Source organism: Natrinema sp. CRL1 (genome assembly GCF_059162405.1).
This window is the reverse complement of sequence record NZ_JBLVOY010000001.1, coordinates 985,139-1,006,464: the sequence shown is the minus strand read 5'-3', so window position 1 is coordinate 1,006,464 and position 21,326 is coordinate 985,139. Positions and strand designations below refer to the sequence as shown.

Below are 21,326 nucleotides of genomic sequence, written 5' to 3'. Positions count from 1 at the left end.
CGCAATGCCAACGTTGACACTCTCTCGAGTGGGACACTCGAGCTATGAGTTCGGCCGAGGTCGAGATATCACGGACGAAGGCGTGGCTGATGGCGGCCCGCCCCCAGACCTTGCCCGCGGCTGCGGCCCCGATTATCGTGGGGACGGGACTCGCAGCCACTGAGGGCGTGTTCGCGCCGCTGCCGGCGGTGATGGCGTTCGTCGGATCGGCGCTGATACAGATCGGGACGAATTTCGCGAACGACTATTACGACGCGGTCAAGGGTGCAGATACCGAGGACCGCGAGGGTTTTACCCGCGTCACCCAGTCGGGGCTCATCTCACCCGAACAGGTCAAGCTCGCGACCGTCGTGACGTTCGGGCTGGCGATCCTCACCGGGACGTATCTGGTCTACGTTGGGGGGCTTCCGATCCTCGTCGTCGGGCTCGTGAGCGTCTTCTGCGGGTGGGCCTACACCGGCGGCCCCTATCCGCTGGGGTATCACGGACTCGGCGATCTCTTCGTGTTCGTCTTCTTCGGCCTCGTCGCGGTGACGGGGACCTACTACGTACAAGCCGCGGCCGTCCTCGCGGAGCCGCTGACGACGACGATTCCGGCGGGCACGGTCACGCGCGAAGCCGTCGTCGCGAGCCTGCCCGTCGCCGGCATCTCGACGGCGATCCTCGTCGTGAACAACGTCCGCGATCTGGAGACCGACGCCGAGACCGGCAAACGGACCCTCGCGGTCCGGCTGGGCTACGGGTGGAGTCGCCTCGAGTACGTTGCCATGCTCTCACTCGCCTACGTCGTCCCGGTCTGGTTCTGGCTCGGCGCGGGATTCAGCCCGGGTGCGCTACTGCCGCTCGTCACGCTGCCCTACGCCGCGATAGTCGCGAAGACCGTCTGTACGCGAACCGACGGCGAGGCGCTCAATCCGGCCCTCGAGGGGACCGGCAAACTGCTCGCGATGTACGCGGTCACGTTCGCCGGGGGACTGGTGTTGCTATGACCCCCAACGACCTCGCGCTCGAGTACCGCCCCTTTTCGCTCGCCCTCGCCGAGCCGTTCGAGACGGCCGGAGAAACGATCGACTCCCGCGACGGGTTCCTCGTTCGGCTGGTCGACGAGGGGAGCGACGCGGTCGACGAGCCCGCCGTCGGCTACGGCGAGGCGACGCCGCTGCCGGGCTGGACGGAGTCTCGCGATGACTGTGAGCGGGCCCTCGAGCGCGCACAGGAGGCGATTCGAACGGGCGGGCCGAGCGAGGCCCTCGAGACCGTCGACCGGCAGGTCGCAGCCCGGCACGCGCTGTCGCTCGCCCTCGCGGATCTGCAGGCCACCCGCGACTCGACGCCGCTCTATCGCTATCTCGGCCAGGGGCCGATGGTCGGCCGTGTTCCGGTCAACGCGACGATCGGCGACGGCTCGCCGGCCGAGACCGCGATCGAGGCCCGCGAGGCCGTCGACCGAGGGTTCGACTGCTGCAAGCTGAAAGTCGGCCTCCGGAGCGTCGAAGAAGACATCGAGCGCGTCCGTCGGGTGCGCGACAGCGTCGGCGAGACCACGGAGCTGCGGGCCGACGCGAACGAGGCGTGGACCTACGAGGAGGCCGAATCGGCCCTCGAGGCCTTCGGCGAACTGGGCGTCTCGATTCTCGAGCAGCCGCTGCCGGCGGGCGCGCTCGAGGGTCACGCCGACCTCCGAGCGGGGAACCACGGCGTCTCGATCGCCCTCGACGAAGGGCTGCTCGAGCACGGCGTCGATTCGATCTGCGAAGCCGAGGCAGCCGACGTGGTCGTCCTGAAACCGATGGCGCTGGGCGGTATCGATGTCGCGCGCAAGGTCGCGGCGTGGCTGACGGAACTCGACATCACGCCGCTGGTGACGACGACGATCGACGGGGTCGTCGCACGGACCGGCGCGGTCCACCTCGCCGCGGCGATTCCGGACGTGCCCGCCTGCGGGCTCGCGACCGGTAATCTGCTCGCGACCGATCTGGGACGGGACCCCGTCTTGCTTGAGAAGGGGTCGGCCGTCGTTCCCCAGGCGAAGGGTCTCGGCGTACAGGGTGTCTGGACGCGATGACGGGCGAACCAGTCGACTGGCCGACGCGCGATCCGGTCGCCCACCGCGTGGCGGCGACGCCCCAGCGGACGGCCCTGATCGACATCGAGACCGGGGCGGCGTGGAGCTTCCGCGAGTTCGATCGCCGCGTCGACCGCGCCGCGGCGGGGCTGCTCGTCGCGACTGAAGAGGGCAATCGTGACCGGATCGGTGTTCTCATGGACACCAGACCCGCCTTCGCGACCCTCTTTTTCGCCGCGATGCGGATCGGGGCGACCACGGTCCCGCTGAACGTCCGCGAGACGGCCGGCGAACTCGCCTCGAAGGTCGACCGGACCGACCTCGCCGCGATCGTCTGCGAGGCGGACACGGAGGAAACCGCACTCGAGATCGCGGCCGACCCCGTGATCGCCGTGCGCTCGGTCGACGAACCGAACGCCGATCGGACGGGGCCGCTGATCCGGTCGGACGGAGACGGGGGATCCGGATCTGAAGTCGACCCGGTTCCGCTCGAGCGCGAGGACACCCAACTGATCATGTTCACGTCGGGGACCTCCGGCGAGCCGAAGGCCGTCAGGCTGACCGTCGGCAACCTCGTCGCGAGCGCGACGGCCTCGGCGTTCCGGCTGGGCGTCGATCCGAGCGACCGGTGGCTGTGCTGTCTCCCGATGTACCACATGGGCGGACTTGCACCCGTCATCCGGTCGGTGCTGTACGGCACTACCGTCGTGGTCCAGCGCGAGTTCGGGCCAGAAAGCACCGCACGCGCGCTCGCAGCGTACGACGCGACCGGCGTCTCGCTCGTCCCGACGATGTGCAAGCGGCTGCTCGACGCCGGTTGGGAGCCGACCGACACGTTACGGTTCGTCCTGCTCGGCGGCGCCCCCGCGTCGGACGACCTGCTCGAGCGCTGTCGCGACGCGGGCGTTCCGGTCTTCCCGACCTACGGCATGACCGAGACCGCGTCCCAGATCGCGACGGCGACACCAGCAGAGACCGCCGCGCACGAGGGAACCGTCGGACAGCCGCTGCTCTTTACCGATGTCTCCGTTCTCGAGGATGGCGAACCGGTCGCGGCCGGGGAGCCGGGCGATCTCGTCGTCTCGGGGCCGACGGTGACGCCGGGCTATCTCGACGAGGAGGCGACTGCGGCCGCGTTCGGCGAGCGTGGACTCCACACCGGCGATATCGGCTATAAGGATGACGACGGCCGGCTGTGGATCCTCAACCGCCGCAGCGACCGCATCGTCACCGGCGGCGAGAACGTCGATCCCGGCGAAGTCGTTGCGGCGCTCGAGTCCCATCCTCGCGTCGACGCAGCCGCGGTCGTCGGGCTGGCAGACGAGGAGTGGGGCGAACGGGTCGCGGCGCTCGTCGTCCCCGACTCGGAACTGAACTCGAGCGACGGCGACTCCCTCGAGCCCCGATCCCTGCGCTCCCACTGCGACGACCGCCTCGCCGGGTTCAAATGCCCGAAGACGATCGGCACCGCCGACGCGCTCCCCCGGACGGCTTCGGGGACCGTCGACCGGGACGCGGTTCGGGAGCGCCTGCTCGAGGACGGAACGGACGTAACCGAATCGACGTAAGTTCGACTGTTCCTCCCCGCAGACTGCCGCCGGACTCGGAATTAAGGCGCTGGCACCCCTACCGCGAGTCGTGTGCACGCTCACGCTCGCCTGGCGGGTCTTCGACGACGCACCAGTCGCGGTCGCCGCGAACCGTGACGAAGCGCTCGAACGCGCGTCGAAGCCGCCCGCCGTCTACGACGACGATCCGGTGATCGTCGCACCCCGCGACGCCGAAGCCGGCGGGACGTGGATCGGCTCCAACGAGCACGGTGTCTTCGTCGGCATCACGAACAAGTGGACTGACGCCGACCTCGCCGGCGAGCGCTCTCGCGGGCTTCTCGTCGCCGACGCCCTCGCGGCCCGATCCGCCGCGGACGCGAAGTCGATCGTCGAGGACGCCACCGCGGCCGACGAGTACGGCGGCTTCTATCTCGTCGTCGCCGACGCGGCCGAGGCGTTCTGCTACCAGTGGGACGGCGATCTCGCCCTGACCGAGTTCGATCCGGGGATCCACGTCGTCGTCAACGTCGCCGTCGACGACGACGTCGATGTCCCTTCGATCCGGCCGGATGTGGGGAGAGAGCAGGCGGCCAACGCTCGAGCGGTTCGAGACGCACTCGCCGCCGAACCGGGCGAGACCGCCGCGGACTGGCTCGAGCGCGCCGGTAGCATCCTCGGCGATCACGAATACGGGGTCTGCATCCACCGAAACGGCTTCGGGACCCGGTCGTCGTCGCTGATCGCGCTCGGTCCCGAGACGACGCGCTATGCCTACGCGCCGGGGCCGCCCTGTCGAACGCGCTACGACGACATCGACTTCCCTGCCCTTGACGGTCCCGGTTTCGGGACCGCCGCCGGTACCGATCCCGAGTACCACACCGGGGACGCCGAGGGCAGCGACGACCCGTCGCTCGAGGGGGAAGGGCACATTTAAGCGGCTCGCTCTCTCTGTTGTGGATATGGACGCACTCCTGCCAGTAGCGACGCGCACGGCGAGGTGGTCACCGTGAGCGTTTCCGCGGCCGAAGCCGAACTCACCGAGGACGAACGGGCCGGCCTCGAACTCGTTCGTGAGTCCGGCGGCATTCACCAGAGCGATTTCTGGAAGGAACTAGATGTCTCCTCGCGGAAGGGCAGCCGGATCGTCGAGTCCCTCGTCGAGAAGGAACTCGTCGATCGCGAGGACACCGTCTACGACGGGCACAACACCTACTACATCACGCCGACCGCCCGCGATCTGGATTTTACCCTACTCATGGCCGGTGACATGCTCTCGCCGTTTATCGGCGAGGAAGAGGTCGATCCCAACAGCGACGCCTTCTCGCAGTGGATCATGAACCTCGCCTACGAGGAGTAACGACTTCTCGGGACCGTTGATCGGTTCCAGAAACAGTGTTCCGCGCTCGAGTCGCCGAGAGCTACTCGTAGAGGTCGAATCGCTCGATGAGAACGAACGGGTCGCGTTCGCGGTTGTAGTGGGGAACGTCGCCGTCGATGGCTTCGATAAGTCGTCGGTGGACTTCGCGTGCGGCCCGGCCTTCGTCGGGCGCTAAGTGGTGTTGGCCGCGCATGTCGGTCCAGAAGCCGCCGTCGAGCCAGAGCAACGTCTCGTCGTTGGACTGGTAGACGACTTCTCCCTGTTCGGTCAGGCCGTCGATCGCGAGCTGGCGACCGGAGAGCTGTGCGCGGGCGAGGACGGCGATGAGCTGACGGCGCGAGACGGGTGCAGACAGCGCGACGTCGTCGATAGTCTCGCCGAAATAGCCCTCGACGAGGTCACACGCCCGCGAGAACTCGTCGAACTCAACTTCGTGGTCCTGTGTGAGGTTCATGACATTCGATCCGAATGACTCGTTCGGTACCACTACTATCACGAAATGGTATAAAAGTTTATCCGTTATGTGGGTGCGGCGGCACCGTCGACTGCAACCGGTCCGCCCCGTGGTCGCCGGCGGTTAGGCGAGCGCGCTCGCGGCCCGGATCAGCCGCTCTTCGCCGAAGGCGGGGCCGACGAGTTGGAGGCCGACGGGGAGGCCGTCGGTTTCGCCCGCCGGAACCGAGATGGCCGGCAGGTCGGCGAGGTTCACGGGGACGGTGTTCGCGTCGGCGAGGTACAACTGGAGCGGGTCGTCCAGACTCTCGCCGAGTTCGAACGGCGGGACCGGCATCGTGGGACTCGCGAGCACATCGGCCTCTGAAAGCGCCTCGTCGAAGTCTTGTTTGACCCACGCGCGAGCGTCCTGTGCTTTCTTGTAGTACTTGTCGTGATAGCCGGCCGAGAGCGCGTACGTCCCCAGCAGGATCCGGCGTTTGACCTCGTCGCCGAAGCCCTCCTCGCGTGCCGTCGCGAAGGCTTCGTTCCAGTTGCCGTCGTAGCCGCCCGAACGGCCGTAACGAACCCCGTCGAACCGCGCGAGGTTCGAGGAGGCCTCGGACATCGCGATCACGTAGTAGGCCTCGACGGCGTGTTCGACCGACGGGAGGCTGACTTCGTGATACTCCGCACCGCGATCTTCTAACTCGCCGAGGGCGTCCCAGAACGTCTCGACGACGCCCTCGTCGGCACCCTCGAGCAGCTCCGTCGGAACGCCGATACTGAGCCCGTCGACATCGCCGGTAGCGGCGTCGGCGTAGCTCTCGTCGGCCTCGAGGGGCGTCTCGCGGGTGGTCGCGTCCCGGTCGTCGCTGCCGGCGATCACGTCGAGCAGCGAGGCGGCCTCTTCGACGGTCTCGCCGAAGGGGCCGATCTGCTCTAAGCTGTTGCCGTAGGCGACGAGGCCGTATCGGGAGACCAGCCCGTACGTGGGCTTGATACCGACGACGCCACAGAAGGCGGCGGGACAGCGGACCGAGCCGCCGGTATCGGAGCCGAGCGCGAGGTCTGCTTCCCCGGCGGCGACCGCGGCCGCGGAGCCGCCCGAGGACCCGCCGGGGACGTGGCCCGGTGCGGCGGGGTTGTCCGTCTCGCCGAAGTACGACGTTTCGGTGGTCGTCCCCATGCCGAACTCGTCCATGTTCGCCTTGCCGACGATGGTCGCACCGGCGTCCTTCAGGCGGGAAACGACCGTCGCGTCGTAAGGCGGGACGTAATCTTCGAGCATCCGCGAGCCGCAGGTCGTCCGGACGCCCTCGGTCGAAATATTGTCCTTGACCGCGACCGTCTTGCCGGCGAGCGGTCCGTCGTCGCTGCCGTCGATCCGCTCTTCGGTGATGAAAATGTTTTCAGACATGGTTACGAGACGTTCGGCCCCTTGAAGTAGCCGTCCTCGGTCTCTGGTGCGTTCCGGAGCGCCTCCTCGCTGTCGAGCGAAGCACGTTCCTCGTCCGGTCGCATCACGTTCGCGAGGTCGGCGTCGCGATCGACTTCCGGCACCTCGTCTAGGGTCTCAAAGTACTCGAGGATGTCCGCGAACTGCCCGGTGAACCGGTCGACCTCGTCGTCTGCGAGGTCGACGCGAGCCAGCTCCGCGACGTGGCGGACCTCCTCAGGACTGACGGCGTCGTCGCTCATACGTATTCGCACCGGCCTCCGGAGAGTAAGAGTTTCGATACCGCCGGCGCGACGCAGTCGTTTCGGCCGTGCTCTCAGCTACCGGCTCTCGCTGTCCCTCTCGAGGGACGGGTTCGTGACGCGGTTGCCCAGCGCGGTCGACGGCCGCTCGAGGCGACTTGCGGAAGCGATCTGAGTCTGCCGCGTGAACCGCTCGAGGGCGAAGTCAAAACGACGGAACGGTTCCCGGGTCGAACCGCACGCCGGGCTTTCGATTCAATAGCGAATTACCGCGTCCTAATTCGGTATTACCGGGACGAGCGCTCGAGTGCAACCGGTATAATAACTGTATACTCAAGACCGATGTTACCGATCGAACCAGTATGCACTGCGATAACTGCGACGCCGACGAGGTCGCGTACACCTTAACGACCTACGTCGAGCCGGACGGTCACGACGACGTCGAACTCCACTTCTGTTCGACCGACTGTCTCGACGTCTGGACCTGACGGCACGCAGGTACGGGTCAGCTACAACCGGGAGACGAGTCGACCGTCTCGAACTTCGAATGAACGACTCTCGGACAGTCGCTCGAGAAAAGGAGCCGGTGTGAGCGGGCGGTGCCCGCTCACGGATTTTCGTCGTAGACGTCGCGGGTGGGTTCGCCGTCGACGCTGACGACGCCGAGTGCGCCGCGGCGGGCGGCGCGGGTCAGCGCGTGGTCGACGATTTTGACCGGGCCGGGCACGGGGAACTCCATTTCGGCGGCAGTGGTGGTTCCCGGTGCGACGGGTGCGGTCTCGACGTTTTTGTCGGGGTCGGTCAGCAGGTCGCCGTCGCGGTAGTAACGGCTCCAGACGTTCCCGATGGGGTGGAACGAACTCAGGAGGTTCGGGCCGCCGTTGGCGAAGTAGACGCGGGCGGTTTCGCCGGTCTCGGCCTGCATGGGCTGGCCATCGTCGGGGGCGAAGCCGTAGGCCTGGCCGTTGAAGACGACGTAGGTCGGTTCTTCGGCCAGCATCGCGTCGAAGTCGAACTCGTGGTGGCCCTCCTCGCCGACCTCGCCGGTGGTGTAGATCTCGTGTTGGCCGAGGTAGTACTCGGTGTCGACCTCGGGGAGGCCGTCCTCGGGCTCGACGAGGATCGAGCCGAACATGCCCGCGCTGATGTGCTGGTCCATGTTCGGGATCGCACAGTGGTAGATGAATACGCCCGCGTAGTCGGCCGTGAAGCTGATCTGGGTCGGGTCGTCCCCGGGTGCGATCGTGGTCGCGTCCGCGCCGCCGCCGGGGCCGTAGACCGCGTGGAAGTCCATGTTGTGGGCCGCCACATTGAGGTCCTCGGGCACGTCGAAGGTCAGGTTCACCCGGTCGCCCCGGCGGACCCGGACCATCGGCCCCGGTACCTGCCCCTCGAAGGTCATGTACTCGAAGGTAACCCCCGGCTCGATCTCGGCGGTCACCCGCTCGGTCTGAATCGTGATGTCGTGTTCCCGGGGCTCGTTCCAGTCGACCGGCTCCGGAATGTCCGTCGGATCCCGCGCAATTCGGTCGACGTCGACCGCTTTGGCCGCCGGTAGCCCCTCCTCGCTCGCCGACTGATCGCTTTCCGCACCGTTCCCCTCGGTCTCACCGCCGAGACAACCGGCCACCGCAGCGACGCCGGTCGCCCCGAGCGCTTGCACCATCTGCCGTCGGTTGAGTCGAGTATGGGTCATCGGTCTTCCCCTCACTTCGTGATTCGGGTGGACATATGATCAACCACGGCGGCGGTTCCCATCGATTAGTAATCCAATCGGCCGTACCCACTATATCACGGTCAATTAAATACCCTCTCGAGTCGAGCGTCGTCCGAAACGGAAATCGATCGCTCGCCAGCGACTTTCGAGCCAACCGTCGACCGCTCGAGGCCGGAGCATACACGATCGCCACCCAACCGATATGGCGATCCGCGGTGCAGACTGCGACGATGCGATCGACCGAACCACCGCTGGCGGAAACGGACCTCGAGTCTATCGTCCCACCGACGGTCGAGGCGGAGTCGAGGATACGGACCGTCAACGGGATCGAGTTACACGTCGTAGTCGCCGGCGACGAAGCCGATCCGGCGGTCGTCTTGCTCCACGGCTTCCCCGAATTCTGGTACGGCTGGCGGGCCCAGATCGCACCGCTCGTCGAGGCCGGTTACCGCGTGCTCGTACCCGACCAGCGCGGGTACAACCGAAGCGAGAAGCCGACCGGCGTCCGAGCGTACCGAACCGCCGAACTGTCGGCGGACATCGCCGATCTGATCGCGACCGAGGGGCGCCAGACCGCACACGTCGTCGGCCACGACTGGGGCGGGATGGTCGCGTGGGACCTCGCGCTTCGGTATCCCGAGGTCGTCGATCGGCTCGCGGTCGTCAACGCCCCGCATCCGACCGCTTATCGCCGGCAGCTCCGCTCGAATCCCGAGCAGCTCCGGCGGAGCTGGTACGCGATGGGGTTTCAACTCCCGTGGCTGCCCGAAATCGCCTGTCGGTACGACGACTACCGTCTGCTCGAGCGAGCGCTTCGAGAGACGGCCGCGCCGGGGACGTTCAGCGGCGACGAGTTGGCCCGCTACCGGCGTGCGTGGGGTCGAGACGGAGCGCTCACAGGAATGCTCAACTGGTATCGAGCGGCCGCGCGGTATCCACCGCGCCCGCCGACGGAGCGGGTCGACGCGCCGACGCTCGTCGTGTGGGGCGAGGAGGATGCGGCGCTCGTCTCCGCACTGGCGATCGACAGCGCGGGGTTCTGTCGGGAGAGCCGCCTCGGGCTACTCCCGGAGACGAGCCATTGGGTCCCCCACGAAGCAGCCGAGGAGGTGACGACGCTGCTGTGCGAGCACTTCGGGGCCAAAGACGGCGTCAGTTCCGCCAGATGACAGTGACGACTTCGTCCTCGAGTTCGGCGGTCTCGTACTCGTAGCCCCGGTCCTCGAGTTTCGGGTAGAGGAACTGTGGCGCACGATCGTTGCGCTGGATTAGCACCGTCTCGTCGGGCAGTTCGACGAGCAACTCGAGGGTTTGCTGGAGCGGGTTCGGCGGGCCGAGCGACCGCACGTCGAGGGTCTCCTGTGGTCGGTCGCCCGGCGCGTCGGTCCGGTCGACGACTGTCGTCGGTGAGGCCATACGTGCCGATTGGATCGCCCGCTAGCTATCTTTCGTCCCGTACGTGTTCGGCGGAGTGCAGCTCAGTGGGAACCGACGGGGCGACGCCGTGGATCGCGGTGCCCTGCTACGCCTCTACTTTCGGGAACGTGGCGACGAACTCGTCGGGAGCGACCCGTTCGACTTCGTAGCCGTCCGGGTCGAAGCTGTCGACCTCGGCCTCGAACTCGTAGAACAACGGCTTGGGTTCGTGGTCGTTGATGATCTTCAGCGACTCGCCCGGCTCGAGGGCCTCGAACGCGTCGTGGATTTTCGGATGGCGGTTCACCGGCGGCACGTCCCTGACATCGAGTTCCGTCATGCAGTTCGTACTCGGAACGAACGATCCATCGACGTTTGGACGAATATGTTCGGTTTCGGTTCGGCCGGCTACGTGCGCTCGATAATGACGTGCCAGATACCGCCGTCACGCTCCTCGCTCTGATGGGCGAACCCGCGGTCGTCGAGCACCTCGTAGAGCGGTTTCGGCTCGAAGGGGACGATCAGCCGCAGTCGTTGCTCCGACCCGAGGTCCTCGAGTGCGGTCGTGATGTCGTCGAACGGCGGTCCGTCGATCTCTCTGACGTCCAGCGTTCGTTCGGTGGATTCGGTTGCCATCGGTTTCGCGTTCGGTTCGCGACCCGTTGGGCGTTCGTCCGAACGTGTTCGCTACTCCTGTTCTTCCCGCCCGGCGGGAATTCGCCGAACATATTCGTAGCCACCAGCATATAGATTCGAACGGAACACGTTCGTATGGCCCAAGCCACGCTCACTCTCACGATGCCAGAGGAGGTCTGGATACAGCAGGTATCGACTGCTCACCCCGAGTCGACCTTCCGGGTCCTCGCCGCCGTCCCCGGCGCTGACTCCGGCTTTGCGCTCGTCCGGGTCGCCGGTCCCGCGGTCCCCGAGGTAATCGAGGACATGGACGATCACCCGCAGCTCACCGAACTCACGCTCGCCCAGTGGAGCGACAACGAGGCAACGATCCACTTCGAAACGACGGCACCGCTCCTGTTGTTCTCCTCTCGAGAATCGGGAATGCCGATCGAGCTCCCGGTCGAGATTCAAGACGGCGAGGCGACGATCGACGTCACCGGCTCCCGGGAGCGGCTGGCCGAACTCGCCGAACAACTCGAGCACTTCGGCCTGCAGTATCGGATCGAGCACGTTCGCGAGCGACTCCACGAGAGCCAACTGCTTTCCGAACGCCAACTCGAGGTGATCGTCGCGGCCGTCGACGAGGGCTACTACGACACCCCTCGAGAGTCCTCGCTGACCGAACTGGCCGACCACCTCGACATCGCCAAGTCGACCTGCAGCGAGACGCTCCACCGTGCCGAGGAGGCGGTCATCAAGCGATTCGTCGAGGATCTGCCGAGCGTCGACAGCGAGGACCCGCTCGAGGAGGAACTCGCGAGCACGTAATCGGGACTCGGTGTGATGGCAGTCGGGGTGCGCCCGATGTCGATCTCCTGTCGATCGTCCATACCGTGGCAGTGAAAATTAATTTTTGTGGAGGTATTTTTCTTCTTCACTCGCAACCCGAAAACCGACGATTCCGGGGCTCCATCGTTCGCTCGTGTCCGGTGCTGCGCTGGCCGCGCCACCGACTCCTATTTAAATGCGCGAATATGTTCGCGTCCATTCTCACACGGTGGAAATTGGGTCGGTATTTCATCCGAGTACGGTTGTGAGACGGGGAACGAGGAGCAACAAATGAACGATTTGAAGTGCATGCTTTCGAGTACAACCAGCATGACACCAGCGTCATATTCAGAGGTGTTCTGATCTAATGAGTACGGACGATGAATCATTCCACCCACTCGGCGAAGAGTGGGAGGACGAACTCGAGACGATGCTCGACGATACCGAGTACGACAGCGACCTCGGTATGGAGATGGCCCAAGACGCGATGCGGGTCACGAAGGGCGAACTCTCCGAGGCCGAATTCCACGAGCGCTATCACGAGGACGTGATGGAGGAGTTCGGCGAGGACGAACGACCGACCAAGGAAGCCTACGAGGCGGCCCAAGAGGAGGCGAAAGGAACCGTCTCCAACATGCTCAACGCCTTCGACGGCGACGGCGGCGAGACCCGCCGTGAGACGATGAAGAAGATGGGGGTCGGCGCAGCGGCCGTCGGGGTGGGTGCGTTCGGTGCTGCTTCCGACGGTCCCGAGAATAACATCGCGGCCGAGGAAGGACACGGGCCCCGACAGGAGACCACCGAGGAGTCCGACACCCAGTGGGGGATGACGATCGACCTCGAGCGCTGTGACGGCTGTCTGAGCTGTATGACGGCCTGTTCCGAGGAGAACGATCTCGACCAGGGCGTCAACTGGATGTACGTTATGGCCTGGGAGGACGAGAACAACCACGGTCAAGAGGGCTCCGAATACGACGTCTACACCGACTTCAATATGGGGAGCGACTTCAACATGCTCGTGCGGCCGTGCCAGCACTGCACGGACGCTCCCTGTGAGAAGGTCTGTCCGACGACGGCCCGTCACACCCGCGACAAGGACGGGCTCGTCCTGACCGACTACGACGTCTGTATCGGCTGCCGATACTGTCAGGTCGCCTGTCCCTACGGCGTCAACTACTTCCAGTGGGACGAACCCGATGTGGCCTACGAGGATATCGACGGCCTCGAGGATCCCGAAAATCCCGACGAGATCACGCACGCCGAGTACGAACACGGCGAGCGCTGGGTCGACAGTCGCGCGCCTCGCGGCGTGATGAGCAAGTGTACGATGTGTCCGTCCATGCAGGACGGCAAACAGGGAGAAGACAAGGTCGGAACGAGCGCATGCGAGTCGGCCTGTCCACCGGGCGCGATCCAGTTCGGGAACGTCAAGGACGAAAAGAGCGATCCGTCCCAACACCGCGAGCACCCGGTCAAGAGCCGCGCGATTGTTCACCTGACGAACAGCACTGACAGCGACAAAACGGCTCCATCGGCCGACCAGATCAACAGCTCCCTCAGCGAAGGCGACGATCTCCAGACCGCGATCGGGCAGATCGAGGGTCTGACCGTGGATATCCTCGCGATCATGAAGTCGATCGAGATGGTCAGCGAAGGCACCGAGCCCGGCGACGAGGAGAACAACACCATCCTCTCGGCCGAACAGGATATCCTCTCTGCAGTCGAAGCCTTCCAACAGTACGTCGACCTCGAGACCGAGGAGGCATACAGCGAACTGGGCCTCGGCGATGGCAGCGAACAGCAGGCCCGTTTCCGACTTGAGCAATACACGGGCGACCCGAGTTCGTTCCAACTGCTCGAGGATGTCGGTACCAACCCGAACATCACGTACCTCGGTCAGCAACCCGGTCCGGAAGCGCACCAGGTCGAAGGACCGACCAAGTACGAGGACGTCGGGCTGCTCGACAAGCGACAGGAGTACCTCGACGAGGGCACCGTCGGCCGCATTGACGGGGTGTCGTTATGAGCACCAAGACTCCCTCTGAGGAGGACATCCTCCGCCCGATCAACACGCTCACGAAGAAGTACTTCATCCTGTACGGCGTTGCGGCCCTCGGCCTCGTGGCCTTCCTCGTGGCATGGGCTTACCAGCTCCAGCAAGGGCTGATCGTCACCGGCCTCGGCGACTGGGGCTCCGGCGGCGGCTCGACGTGGGGGCTGTACATCGGCGCGTTCATCTGGTGGGTCGGCGTGGCACACGGCGGCATCATCCTCTCGGCCGCCGTCCGTCTGCTCAATATGGACCGGTACATGCCGGTCGCCCGGCTCGCGGAGATGACGACGATCGGTGGCCTCTCGGCCGCCGGCTTCTACATTCTGGTCCACATGGGTCGACCGGACCGGATGGTCACGAGCGTCATCGGTCACTACCACATCACGGTCAACAACTCGCCGCTGGTGTGGGACGTGACGGTCATTACGGCGTACTTCGTGCTGTCGGCCACTTACCTCGGCCTGACGCTCCGGTACGACGTCAACCGTCTGCGTGACGATCTCCCCGACATGTTCGAGCCGGTCTACAAGATCCTGACGCTCGGCTACACCGAGGCGGAGGACAAAGTCATCGACCGGATGGTCTGGTGGCTCGCAGCGGCGGTCATCATCATGGCCCCGCTCTTGCTCCACGGTGGCGTCATCCCGTGGCTGTTCGCGCTCCTGCCGGCAATGCCCGGCTGGACCGGTGCGATTCAGGGACCGATGTTCCTCAGTATCGCGCTGATGTCGGCGATCAGCGGCATCATGATCATCTCCTACGCGTTCCGTCGCGCCTACGACTGGGATCACATCATCACTGACGACATTTTCCGCGGGCTGCTCCTGTGGCTCGGGTTCTTCACCCTGCTGTTCCTGTGGTTCCAGCTCCAGACGATCATCAACGGCGTCTTCCTCGGCCCGACCAACAAGGCGGTCGCGATCGAGGCGAAGATCGCCCACCCCATCTACCAAATCGCGATGACGATGATCTTCGGCACGCTCGTCTACATCTTCCTGCAGGGAATCCGTCCGGCCCTGTTCAGTAAGAAGCGAGCGCTCATCGCCAGCGGTATCATCCTCACCGGGACCCTGACCGAGAAGATCCTGTTCGTCGTCGAAGGATTCCTGCACCCGACGTTCGACATCTACGCCAATACGCCCGGGACCTACTTCCCGAGCGCAATCGAGTGGCTCTCGCTCGTCGGCACGACTGGGCTGGTTGCACTTTTATTCCTCAACCTCTCGAAGCTCGTTCCAGTGGTCGAACTCCACGCGATCGAACACCTGCGCGGCGACCACGACCACGGTGAGGAAGCGACCGAACCGGAGGTGGAAGCATGAGCCCAGCACTGACAACGATCCCGTCCGAACTGCTGTACCACGGCTACGACGGTACGGCCGGCTTCACCGGCTTTGCCAACGAGGGGACCTGGATCATCTTCGCCGTCATCCTGGTCCCGGTCTACATCATGCTCGCGGCGTGGTTCCTCGGCGAACCCCGCGACACGAAGACCGGACTGACCGGCGTGAGCTATCTCGTCGGCCTCACGACATCGATGTGGGTCGGTATGTTCGTTCTGACCGTCCTGATCGGTATCGTGTTCTACGGCGGCCCACCGGAGCCGTTCAGCAGCGTCGGCCCGCCGTAACCGTCGTCGAATCGCAGCCGAACTGAACACCGGTTTCATTTTTCGCGGCGGATATCGCTGGCTCGGCAGCGCCGCCGCTCGAGTCCCGAACCATCACACGTATCCCGTTCGACCCCCTCCATTCGGCTAGCACAGAGTCACTATGAGTATCACAGAACACGAACTCGAAATCAAACTCGAGGCGGTCGAAGATCCGGACCTCGGCGAGGACATCATCTCGCTGGGACTGGTCAACGACCTCACGATCGACGACGAGACGGCCCGAATCTCGCTCGCGTTTAACGCGCCGTATGCCCCCTCCGAACTGGAGTTGGGCAACCGGATCCGCGACGTCGTCGAAGAAGCCGGTCTCGAGGCCGACCTGCGAGCGCACGTCGGCGAGGACCACGGTTTCGATGAGGAGGTACTCCCGCAGGTTCGGAACGTCATCGCCGTCTCCTCCGGAAAGGGCGGCGTCGGCAAGACGACGGTCGCGGCCAATCTCGCGGCCGGACTCGAGAAACGCGGCGCGATGGTCGGCCTGCTCGACGCCGACATTCACGGGCCGAACGTGCCCCAGATCCTGCCGCCCGAGAGCGATCCGGGCGTGACACCAAACGAGGAGATCGTCCCGCCCCGTTCGGACGGCGTTCGTCTCATCAGCATGGGGATGATGATGGAAGACGACGACGATCCAGCCATCCTCCGGGGCCCGATGGTCAACAAGTTCATGGTGAAGTTCCTCGAGGGCGTCGAGTGGGGTCGACTGGACTACCTCATCGTCGACCTGCCGCCGGGGACCGGCGACGCGACGCTGAACCTGCTCCAGTCGATGCCGGTGACCGGATCGGTCGTCGTCACGACGCCACAGGAGATGGCACTCGACGACACCCGAAAGGGGATCCAGATGTTCAACAAACACGACACGCCGGTGCTCGGCGTCGTCGAGAACATGAGTTCCTTCATCTGCCCGTCCTGTGGCGACCAGCACGGCCTGTTCGGAACCGGCGGCGCGGACACGATCGTCGACAAGTACGATGTCCCGCTGCTGGGCCGCATCCCGATCCACCCCGACTTCGGGGCCGACGGCAGCGAAGGAGCGCTCGTCAAGGACGACGATAGCGAGGTCCAAGGACACCTCGAGGACGTCGTCGGCGAAGTCGCCGACCGGATCGGCGAGCAGAACCGCCGCAAGGTCTCGGAGAACGTCACCTACGAACCGCAGAACAAGCTGCCGACCGAGACCGAAGACTGAGTCGGCCTGTCGCGGCGTGGGGCACAACGCCGCCGATCTCTCTTCTACTGCGATCTCGAGCGTCGTGAGGCGAGCCGTTCACATCTCGTTGCCCTCTCCGCCGCCGTTTTAGTGGTCCCCGCCGAACCGAACGGTATGCTCGACGCATACGCCGATTCGATCGCCGACCTCGAGCCGGGAGACGGCGAGGTCGCGAGCGCGGAACTGGTCGTCACCGACGACGTCCTCGTGAAGGCCTTCGCCCTCGGCCCGGGCGCGGAACTCGAGGCACACGACCACGCCGAGAGCACGAACATCTTCCACGTGCTCGAGGGGACAGTAACGGTGATACAAGGCGAGGAGAGCGAACAGATCGACGCGCCCGGCGTCGTCCACCACGAACGCGGCGTCGATCACGGCGCGAGAAACGGGACCGACGAGACGGTGGTCTTCACCGCGAGTCTCTGTCCGCTGCCGTCTTAGGTCTCGTTGCGGGCGGTCGGCCCGTCCGAACACAGCGCGGCGACGTACTTGTCGACGTGGTCATCGATCCGGCGCTTGTAGCCGGCCTGCCGAGCGAGCCGGTCGAGTTCGCGGGCGACGAGGCTGCCGTACTGGACCGCCTTCTTATCGCGCGTCGCGACCTCGTCGGGGAGATACCGCGACGCGACCCGGCGGAAGCCGCGCTTCCGTTCGTCCGCGTCGGCAAGCAGGTCATCGGGCAATCGAAGCGCGGCCTCGATGACGGTGTCGTGGAGGAACGGCGCGACCGGTTCCAGCCCCGTCGCCTCGATCGTCAGCACGTCCCGCGGAAGCTGATCGGGGAGGCTCCGGATCTGTTCGCGGACCGCCCCGCGGACGGTTTCGGCGTCGACCCGGTGATCGAGCCGGACGACCTTCTCGTAGCCACCGAACAGCTCGTCGGCTCCCTGCCCGACGGCGAGGGCGTCGAAGCCGTCCGCGGCGACGCGCTCGCCGACCAGATACAGCGGGAGCGCGATCTGGACGTCCATCGCGTTCGTCCGGCCGGTCGCCCGCGCCACCTCGGGGACGGCGCGCTCGAGGTCGGCCGGCTCGAGGTCGACGACGGTCAGGTCGCGGCCCATCGCGTCCGCGGCCGTGCGTGCGGCCTCGACGTCGTGGCTGTCGGGGAAGCCGACGACGTACAGCGGCGCGTCGAGCAGTTCGGCGACCAGCGCCGAGTCGACACCGCCGGAGAAGGCGACGGCGATCTCGCGGTCGTCGTCGCGGACGGCGTCGGTCGCCGTTCGAATCGCCCCTCCGAGGCCCTCGAGGGCGGCGTCGCCCTCGAGCGGGTCGGGATCCGGCAGCGACCAGTTCGATTCCGGACCGGACAACGGGCCGTCGACGGGCGCAACTGCGCCGGCCGGGAAGAGCGTCGGGTCCTCGAGTGCGGTCGGCTCGAATGCCCACGCCGAATCGCCGTCGGATCCGGAGCCGCCGTCGACGAACAGCGGGACACGGCCGAGCACGTCGCGAACGAGACGGCCGTCGACAGCGCCCGCGAAGCCGGCCGTTCCGGGGAATGGGTCGCCGTCCTCGAGTGCGTCGCGAACCGTCGCCGGGTCGGTACCGCGGAGCGTCGTCTCGGTCATGGGATGAGTTTCAGCACGTGGCTCAGTCGTCGCGTGACGCCGCCGGCGAACTGTTGGACGCTGATCCGCCACGGCGTTCGCTTTCCTTCGACGGTCGTCCGCCCGTCCGCGATGGCCGCGAGAATCGCCTCGGGCGAGCGCTCGTCGGCGTCGACACGGGTGACCGCCTGCCCGACCATCTCGCTGATGTGGGCGTCGCTGCCGGCGGTCATCGGCAGGTCACGCGACCGAGCGTAGCGTTCCGCCTGTCGGTTCGCCCGCCCGGTGAACAACCGGGAGTTATAGACCTCGATCGCGTCGCCCAGCGCGAGTTGCTCGCGGGAGATGCGGGCCATTACCCCGTGGCGTGACTCCTGAAACGGGTGGGGGACGACGGCCAGTCCGCCCTGCTCGTGGATCGCCTCGAGGGTCGATTCGAAGGAGAGTCCGGGCGGAACGGCTTCCTCGAGTCCCAAACCGAGCACGTGGCCCGCCTTGCTCGAGATTTCCATGCCCGGAATCCCGACCAGCCCGTAGTCGGCGGCGCGCTCGGCGGCCTCGAGGCTCGCGTCGATCTCGTCGTGGTCCGTCACTGCGATCGCGTCGAGACCGACGGCTTCGGCCTGCTCCAAGATGAGATCGACCGGGTCGCGGCCGTCGTAGGACAGCGACGAGTGCGTGTGAAGTTCGACCGACAGCACGAACACACGTTTAGGCGGCCTGATCAAAAGCGCCTCGGTCCGCGACTCGACGGTCGCGCGGCCGCTCTTTCTATCCACGAACGTGCATATGGAAACCCATTTACCGACCGACTTTCACCACTTAGATGAATGAGTCTTGCCGATTCGGACCGCGAACTCGTCGTTTCCGAGCTGGGGCGGGAACCGACTCGAGCGGAGGCGGCGCTGTTCGAGAACCTCTGGAGCGAGCACTGCGCGTACCGCTCCTCGCGACCGCTGCTGTCGGCCTTCGACAGCGAGGGCGAGCAGGTCGTTATCGGGCCGGGTGACGACGCGGCGGTCGTCGCGCTGCCCGGAAACGAGCCGGGAGACGGTGACAGCACCTACATCACGCTGGGCATCGAGAGCCACAACCACCCCTCCTACGTCGACCCGTTCGATGGCGCGGCGACCGGCGTCGGCGGCATCGTCCGAGACACGCTCTCGATGGGGGCCTACCCCATCGCGCTCGCGGACTCGCTGTACTTCGGCGAGTTCGACGACGACCACTCGCAGTACCTCTTCGAGGGCGTCATCGAAGGGATCAGCCACTACGGGAACTGTATCGGCGTGCCGACGGTCGCCGGCAGCGCCGATTTCCACCCCGACTACGAGGGGAATCCGCTGGTCAACGTCGCCTGTGTCGGTCTGACCAACGAGGAGCGACTCGTCACCGCCGAGGCCCAAGAACCCGGCAACAAGCTCGTGCTCGTCGGCAACGGCACGGGTCGGGACGGACTCGGCGGCGCGAGTTTCGCCAGCGAGGACCTCGCGGAAGACGCCGAGACCGAGGACCGACCCGCGGTCCAGGTCGGCGACCCCTACTCGGAGAAACTACTCATCGAGGCCAACGAGGCGCTCGTCGACGAGACCCTGATCGAGTCCGCTCGCGATCTCGGTGCCGCCGGTCTCGGCGGTGCCTCGAGCGAACTCGTCGCCAAGGGCGGCCTCGGCGCACACATCGAACTCGAGCGGGTCCACCAGCGCGAGCCGAACATGAACGCACTGGAGATCCTGCTCGCCGAGTCCCAAGAGCGGATGTGTTACGAGGTCGCTCCCGAGAACGTCGACCGCGTCCGCGAGATTGCCGAGCGGTTCGATCTGGGCTGCTCGGTGATCGGCGAGGTCACCGACGATATGTACACCTGCACGTTCGAGGGCGAGACCGTCGTCGACGTCGACGCCTACTTCCTCGGCGAGGGTGCGCCGATGAACGACCTCGCGTCCGAGGACCCGGAACAGCCGGAGACGGACCTGCCCGACGTCGATCTCGAGGACGCGTTCGACACGATCGTCTCGAGTCCCAACACCGCCTCGAAGCAGTGGGTCTACCGGCAGTACGATCACGAGGTCGGCGTCCGCACGAGCGTCGGGCCGGGCGACGACGCGGCGATCGTCGCGGTCCGGGAAGCTGAACAGGGGCTGGCAATCTCGTCGGGAGCCGCCCCGAACTGGACCGCCGCCGCACCCTACAACGGTGCTCGTGCCGTGGCACTCGAGAACGCGACGAACATCGCGGCCAAGGGTGCGACGCCGCTGGCCGCGGTCGACTGTCTCAACGGCGGCAATCCGGAGAAGCCGGACGTCTACGGCGGCTTCAAAGGAATCGTCGACGGGCTCGCCGAGATGTGCGAGACGCTGTCGACGCCGGTCGTCGGCGGGAACGTCTCGCTGTACAACGACTCCGTCGCGGGGCCGATCCCACCGACGCCGACGCTGGCGATGGTCGGAGCCAAGGACGGCTACGACGCGCCGCCGCTGTCGGTCGAGCCGGCGGGCAATCTGGTCCTCGTCGGCGACCTCGGCCTCGAGGCCGGCAACGCCCGCCTCGGCGGCTCCGAGTACCTCGCGCAGTTCGACGGCAGCGACCGCTTCCCGGAACTGCCCGACGACCCCGCGAGCCTGCTCGAGGCACTCGCCGCGGTCGCAGATGCGGACTCGACGCTCGCGGTCCACGACGTTAGCCACGGCGGACTCGCCGTTTCGCTCGCCGAGATGGTCACTGAAAACGCTGGCCTCGAGGTGTCGATCCCGAGCGAGGATCCCGTAGGCGCGCTGTTCGGCGAACAGCCGGGTCGCGCGCTGATCCAGACCGAGTCGGTCGAGGCGGTCCGCGAGGCGTTCGACGGCGTCGCGCCGGTCGTCGAACTCGGCGCTGGGACCGACGATGGGACTCTCACGATCGAAACCGGTGACCGAACGATCGGGACCGACGCGGCCGCGATCCGCGAGCGACGCGCGACGATCGAACGCGAACTCGAGTGAGCCGGGTCGGACGATCGATTGCGTCGGATTCGAGTACCTTTTTCGAGAATATGCCGCGGGAATGCGGCAATACCCGTCAACGCCGCCAGTTTCGCCGTCTATTGTCCGACATATTGATATACAGCCGGCGTAAGTAGTCCAACGAA

General features: G+C 65.9%; 23 protein-coding genes. 14 read left to right on the top strand and 9 right to left on the bottom strand.

The window, feature by feature from the left end:
- The first annotated feature begins 44 nt into the window (after positions 1–44).
- The 5 genes from ACJYUO_RS05240 to ACJYUO_RS05220 all read left to right on the top strand — a co-directional run bounded on the left by ACJYUO_RS05240 (position 45) and on the right by ACJYUO_RS05220 (position 4,972).
- Positions 45–989, top strand: coding sequence for a 1,4-dihydroxy-2-naphthoate polyprenyltransferase (locus ACJYUO_RS05240; RefSeq protein ID WP_494344329.1), 945 nt, complete (start codon positions 45–47; stop codon positions 987–989).
- Positions 986–2,065 (top strand): mandelate racemase/muconate lactonizing enzyme family protein, encoded by a 1,080-nt coding sequence (locus ACJYUO_RS05235; RefSeq protein ID WP_494344328.1) that lies wholly within the window; start codon positions 986–988, stop codon positions 2,063–2,065. Before ACJYUO_RS05240 ends, ACJYUO_RS05235 begins: the two co-directional genes overlap by 4 nt.
- Positions 2,062–3,633 carry a class I adenylate-forming enzyme family protein gene (locus ACJYUO_RS05230; RefSeq protein ID WP_494344327.1) on the top strand — a complete coding sequence of 524 codons (1,572 nt, stop codon included), beginning with the start codon at positions 2,062–2,064 and terminating at the stop codon, positions 3,631–3,633. The genes ACJYUO_RS05235 and ACJYUO_RS05230 overlap by 4 nt, the downstream gene beginning before the upstream one ends.
- Positions 3,634–3,703: 70 nt before the next feature.
- Positions 3,704–4,549, top strand: coding sequence for an NRDE family protein (locus tag ACJYUO_RS05225; RefSeq protein ID WP_494344326.1), 846 nt, complete (start codon positions 3,704–3,706; stop codon positions 4,547–4,549).
- A 72-nt stretch (positions 4,550–4,621) separates the two neighbouring features.
- Complete coding sequence (locus tag ACJYUO_RS05220; protein WP_006430056.1) at positions 4,622–4,972, top strand: helix-turn-helix transcriptional regulator; 351 nt, start codon at positions 4,622–4,624, stop codon at positions 4,970–4,972.
- 61 nt (positions 4,973–5,033) lie between these two features.
- Here ACJYUO_RS05220 and ACJYUO_RS05215 read toward each other — a convergent pair whose 3' ends face one another.
- The 3 genes from ACJYUO_RS05215 to gatC all read right to left on the bottom strand — a co-directional run bounded on the left by ACJYUO_RS05215 (position 5,034) and on the right by gatC (position 7,126).
- Positions 5,034–5,447, bottom strand: a complete 414-nt coding sequence (locus ACJYUO_RS05215) for a DUF8048 family protein (protein WP_494344325.1) — start codon at positions 5,445–5,447, stop codon at positions 5,034–5,036.
- Between the two features lie 123 nt (positions 5,448–5,570).
- A complete protein-coding gene (gatA, locus tag ACJYUO_RS05210; RefSeq protein WP_494344324.1) occupies positions 5,571–6,845 on the bottom strand; it encodes an Asp-tRNA(Asn)/Glu-tRNA(Gln) amidotransferase subunit GatA in 1,275 nt (424 codons plus the stop codon).
- Between the two features lie 2 nt (positions 6,846–6,847).
- On the bottom strand, positions 6,848–7,126 hold the full coding sequence (gatC, locus tag ACJYUO_RS05205; RefSeq protein WP_006430053.1) for an Asp-tRNA(Asn)/Glu-tRNA(Gln) amidotransferase subunit GatC: 279 nt from the start codon (positions 7,124–7,126) through the stop codon (positions 6,848–6,850).
- A 362-nt stretch (positions 7,127–7,488) separates the two neighbouring features.
- On the opposite strand from gatC, the gene ACJYUO_RS05200 reads away from it, so the two are divergent.
- Entirely contained in the window at positions 7,489–7,614 is a 126-nt protein-coding gene (locus ACJYUO_RS05200) for a hypothetical protein (RefSeq protein WP_494344323.1), read from the top strand.
- Positions 7,615–7,733: 119 nt separating this feature from the next.
- Here ACJYUO_RS05200 and nirK read toward each other — a convergent pair whose 3' ends face one another.
- The gene (nirK, locus tag ACJYUO_RS05195) at positions 7,734–8,789 is read right to left on the bottom strand and encodes a copper-containing nitrite reductase (protein ID WP_494344435.1); all 1,056 of its coding nucleotides are present in this window, start codon (positions 8,787–8,789) and stop codon (positions 7,734–7,736) included.
- Positions 8,790–9,073: 284 nt separating this feature from the next.
- Between nirK and ACJYUO_RS05190 the strand changes: the two genes are divergently transcribed.
- Positions 9,074–10,012, top strand: coding sequence for an alpha/beta fold hydrolase (locus ACJYUO_RS05190; protein WP_494344322.1), 939 nt, complete (start codon positions 9,074–9,076; stop codon positions 10,010–10,012).
- Here ACJYUO_RS05190 and ACJYUO_RS05185 read toward each other — a convergent pair.
- The 3 genes from ACJYUO_RS05185 to ACJYUO_RS05175 all read right to left on the bottom strand — a co-directional run bounded on the left by ACJYUO_RS05185 (position 9,996) and on the right by ACJYUO_RS05175 (position 10,895).
- Positions 9,996–10,259, bottom strand: coding sequence for a DUF2249 domain-containing protein (locus ACJYUO_RS05185; protein WP_494344321.1), 264 nt, complete (start codon positions 10,257–10,259; stop codon positions 9,996–9,998). The genes ACJYUO_RS05190 and ACJYUO_RS05185 overlap by 17 nt on opposite strands.
- Positions 10,260–10,365: 106 nt before the next feature.
- Complete coding sequence (locus ACJYUO_RS05180) at positions 10,366–10,599, bottom strand: DUF2249 domain-containing protein (RefSeq protein WP_494344320.1); 234 nt, start codon at positions 10,597–10,599, stop codon at positions 10,366–10,368.
- Positions 10,600–10,667: 68 nt separating this feature from the next.
- Positions 10,668–10,895, bottom strand: a complete 228-nt coding sequence (locus ACJYUO_RS05175; protein WP_494344319.1) for a DUF2249 domain-containing protein — start codon at positions 10,893–10,895, stop codon at positions 10,668–10,670.
- Positions 10,896–11,030: 135 nt separating this feature from the next.
- Between ACJYUO_RS05175 and ACJYUO_RS05170 the strand changes: the two genes are divergently transcribed.
- The 6 genes from ACJYUO_RS05170 (at position 11,031) to ACJYUO_RS05145 (ending at position 17,084) form a co-directional block, all read left to right on the top strand.
- Positions 11,031–11,705 carry a helix-turn-helix domain-containing protein gene (locus ACJYUO_RS05170; protein WP_494344318.1) on the top strand — a complete coding sequence of 225 codons (675 nt, stop codon included), beginning with the start codon at positions 11,031–11,033 and terminating at the stop codon, positions 11,703–11,705.
- Between the two features lie 367 nt (positions 11,706–12,072).
- On the top strand, positions 12,073–13,731 hold the full coding sequence (locus ACJYUO_RS05165) for a 4Fe-4S ferredoxin N-terminal domain-containing protein (protein ID WP_494344317.1): 1,659 nt from the start codon (positions 12,073–12,075) through the stop codon (positions 13,729–13,731).
- Positions 13,728–15,080: an NrfD/PsrC family molybdoenzyme membrane anchor subunit gene (gene nrfD, locus ACJYUO_RS05160; RefSeq protein WP_494344316.1), complete on the top strand. Its 1,353-nt coding sequence runs from the start codon at positions 13,728–13,730 to the stop codon at positions 15,078–15,080. The genes ACJYUO_RS05165 and nrfD overlap by 4 nt, the downstream gene beginning before the upstream one ends.
- A complete protein-coding gene (locus tag ACJYUO_RS05155; protein WP_494344315.1) occupies positions 15,077–15,388 on the top strand; it encodes a hypothetical protein in 312 nt (103 codons plus the stop codon). The genes nrfD and ACJYUO_RS05155 overlap by 4 nt, the downstream gene beginning before the upstream one ends.
- A gap of 142 nt (positions 15,389–15,530) precedes the next feature.
- On the top strand, positions 15,531–16,622 hold the full coding sequence (locus ACJYUO_RS05150) for an Mrp/NBP35 family ATP-binding protein (RefSeq protein ID WP_494344314.1): 1,092 nt from the start codon (positions 15,531–15,533) through the stop codon (positions 16,620–16,622).
- Positions 16,623–16,757: 135 nt separating this feature from the next.
- Positions 16,758–17,084, top strand: coding sequence for a cupin domain-containing protein (locus ACJYUO_RS05145; RefSeq protein WP_494344313.1), 327 nt, complete (start codon positions 16,758–16,760; stop codon positions 17,082–17,084).
- Here the strand turns inward: ACJYUO_RS05145 and ACJYUO_RS05140 are convergent.
- Together ACJYUO_RS05140 and ACJYUO_RS05135 are read right to left on the bottom strand one after the other, a co-directional pair.
- Entirely contained in the window at positions 17,081–18,217 is a 1,137-nt protein-coding gene (locus tag ACJYUO_RS05140; RefSeq protein ID WP_494344312.1) for an asparagine synthase C-terminal domain-containing protein, read from the bottom strand. The genes ACJYUO_RS05145 and ACJYUO_RS05140 overlap by 4 nt on opposite strands.
- Entirely contained in the window at positions 18,214–18,897 is a 684-nt protein-coding gene (locus ACJYUO_RS05135) for a PHP domain-containing protein (RefSeq protein ID WP_494344311.1), read from the bottom strand. The genes ACJYUO_RS05140 and ACJYUO_RS05135 overlap by 4 nt, the downstream gene beginning before the upstream one ends.
- A 129-nt stretch (positions 18,898–19,026) precedes the next feature.
- Between ACJYUO_RS05135 and purL the strand changes: the two genes are divergently transcribed.
- On the top strand, positions 19,027–21,180 hold the full coding sequence (gene purL / locus ACJYUO_RS05130) for a phosphoribosylformylglycinamidine synthase subunit PurL (protein ID WP_494344310.1): 2,154 nt from the start codon (positions 19,027–19,029) through the stop codon (positions 21,178–21,180).
- Positions 21,181–21,326 lie beyond the last annotated feature (146 nt).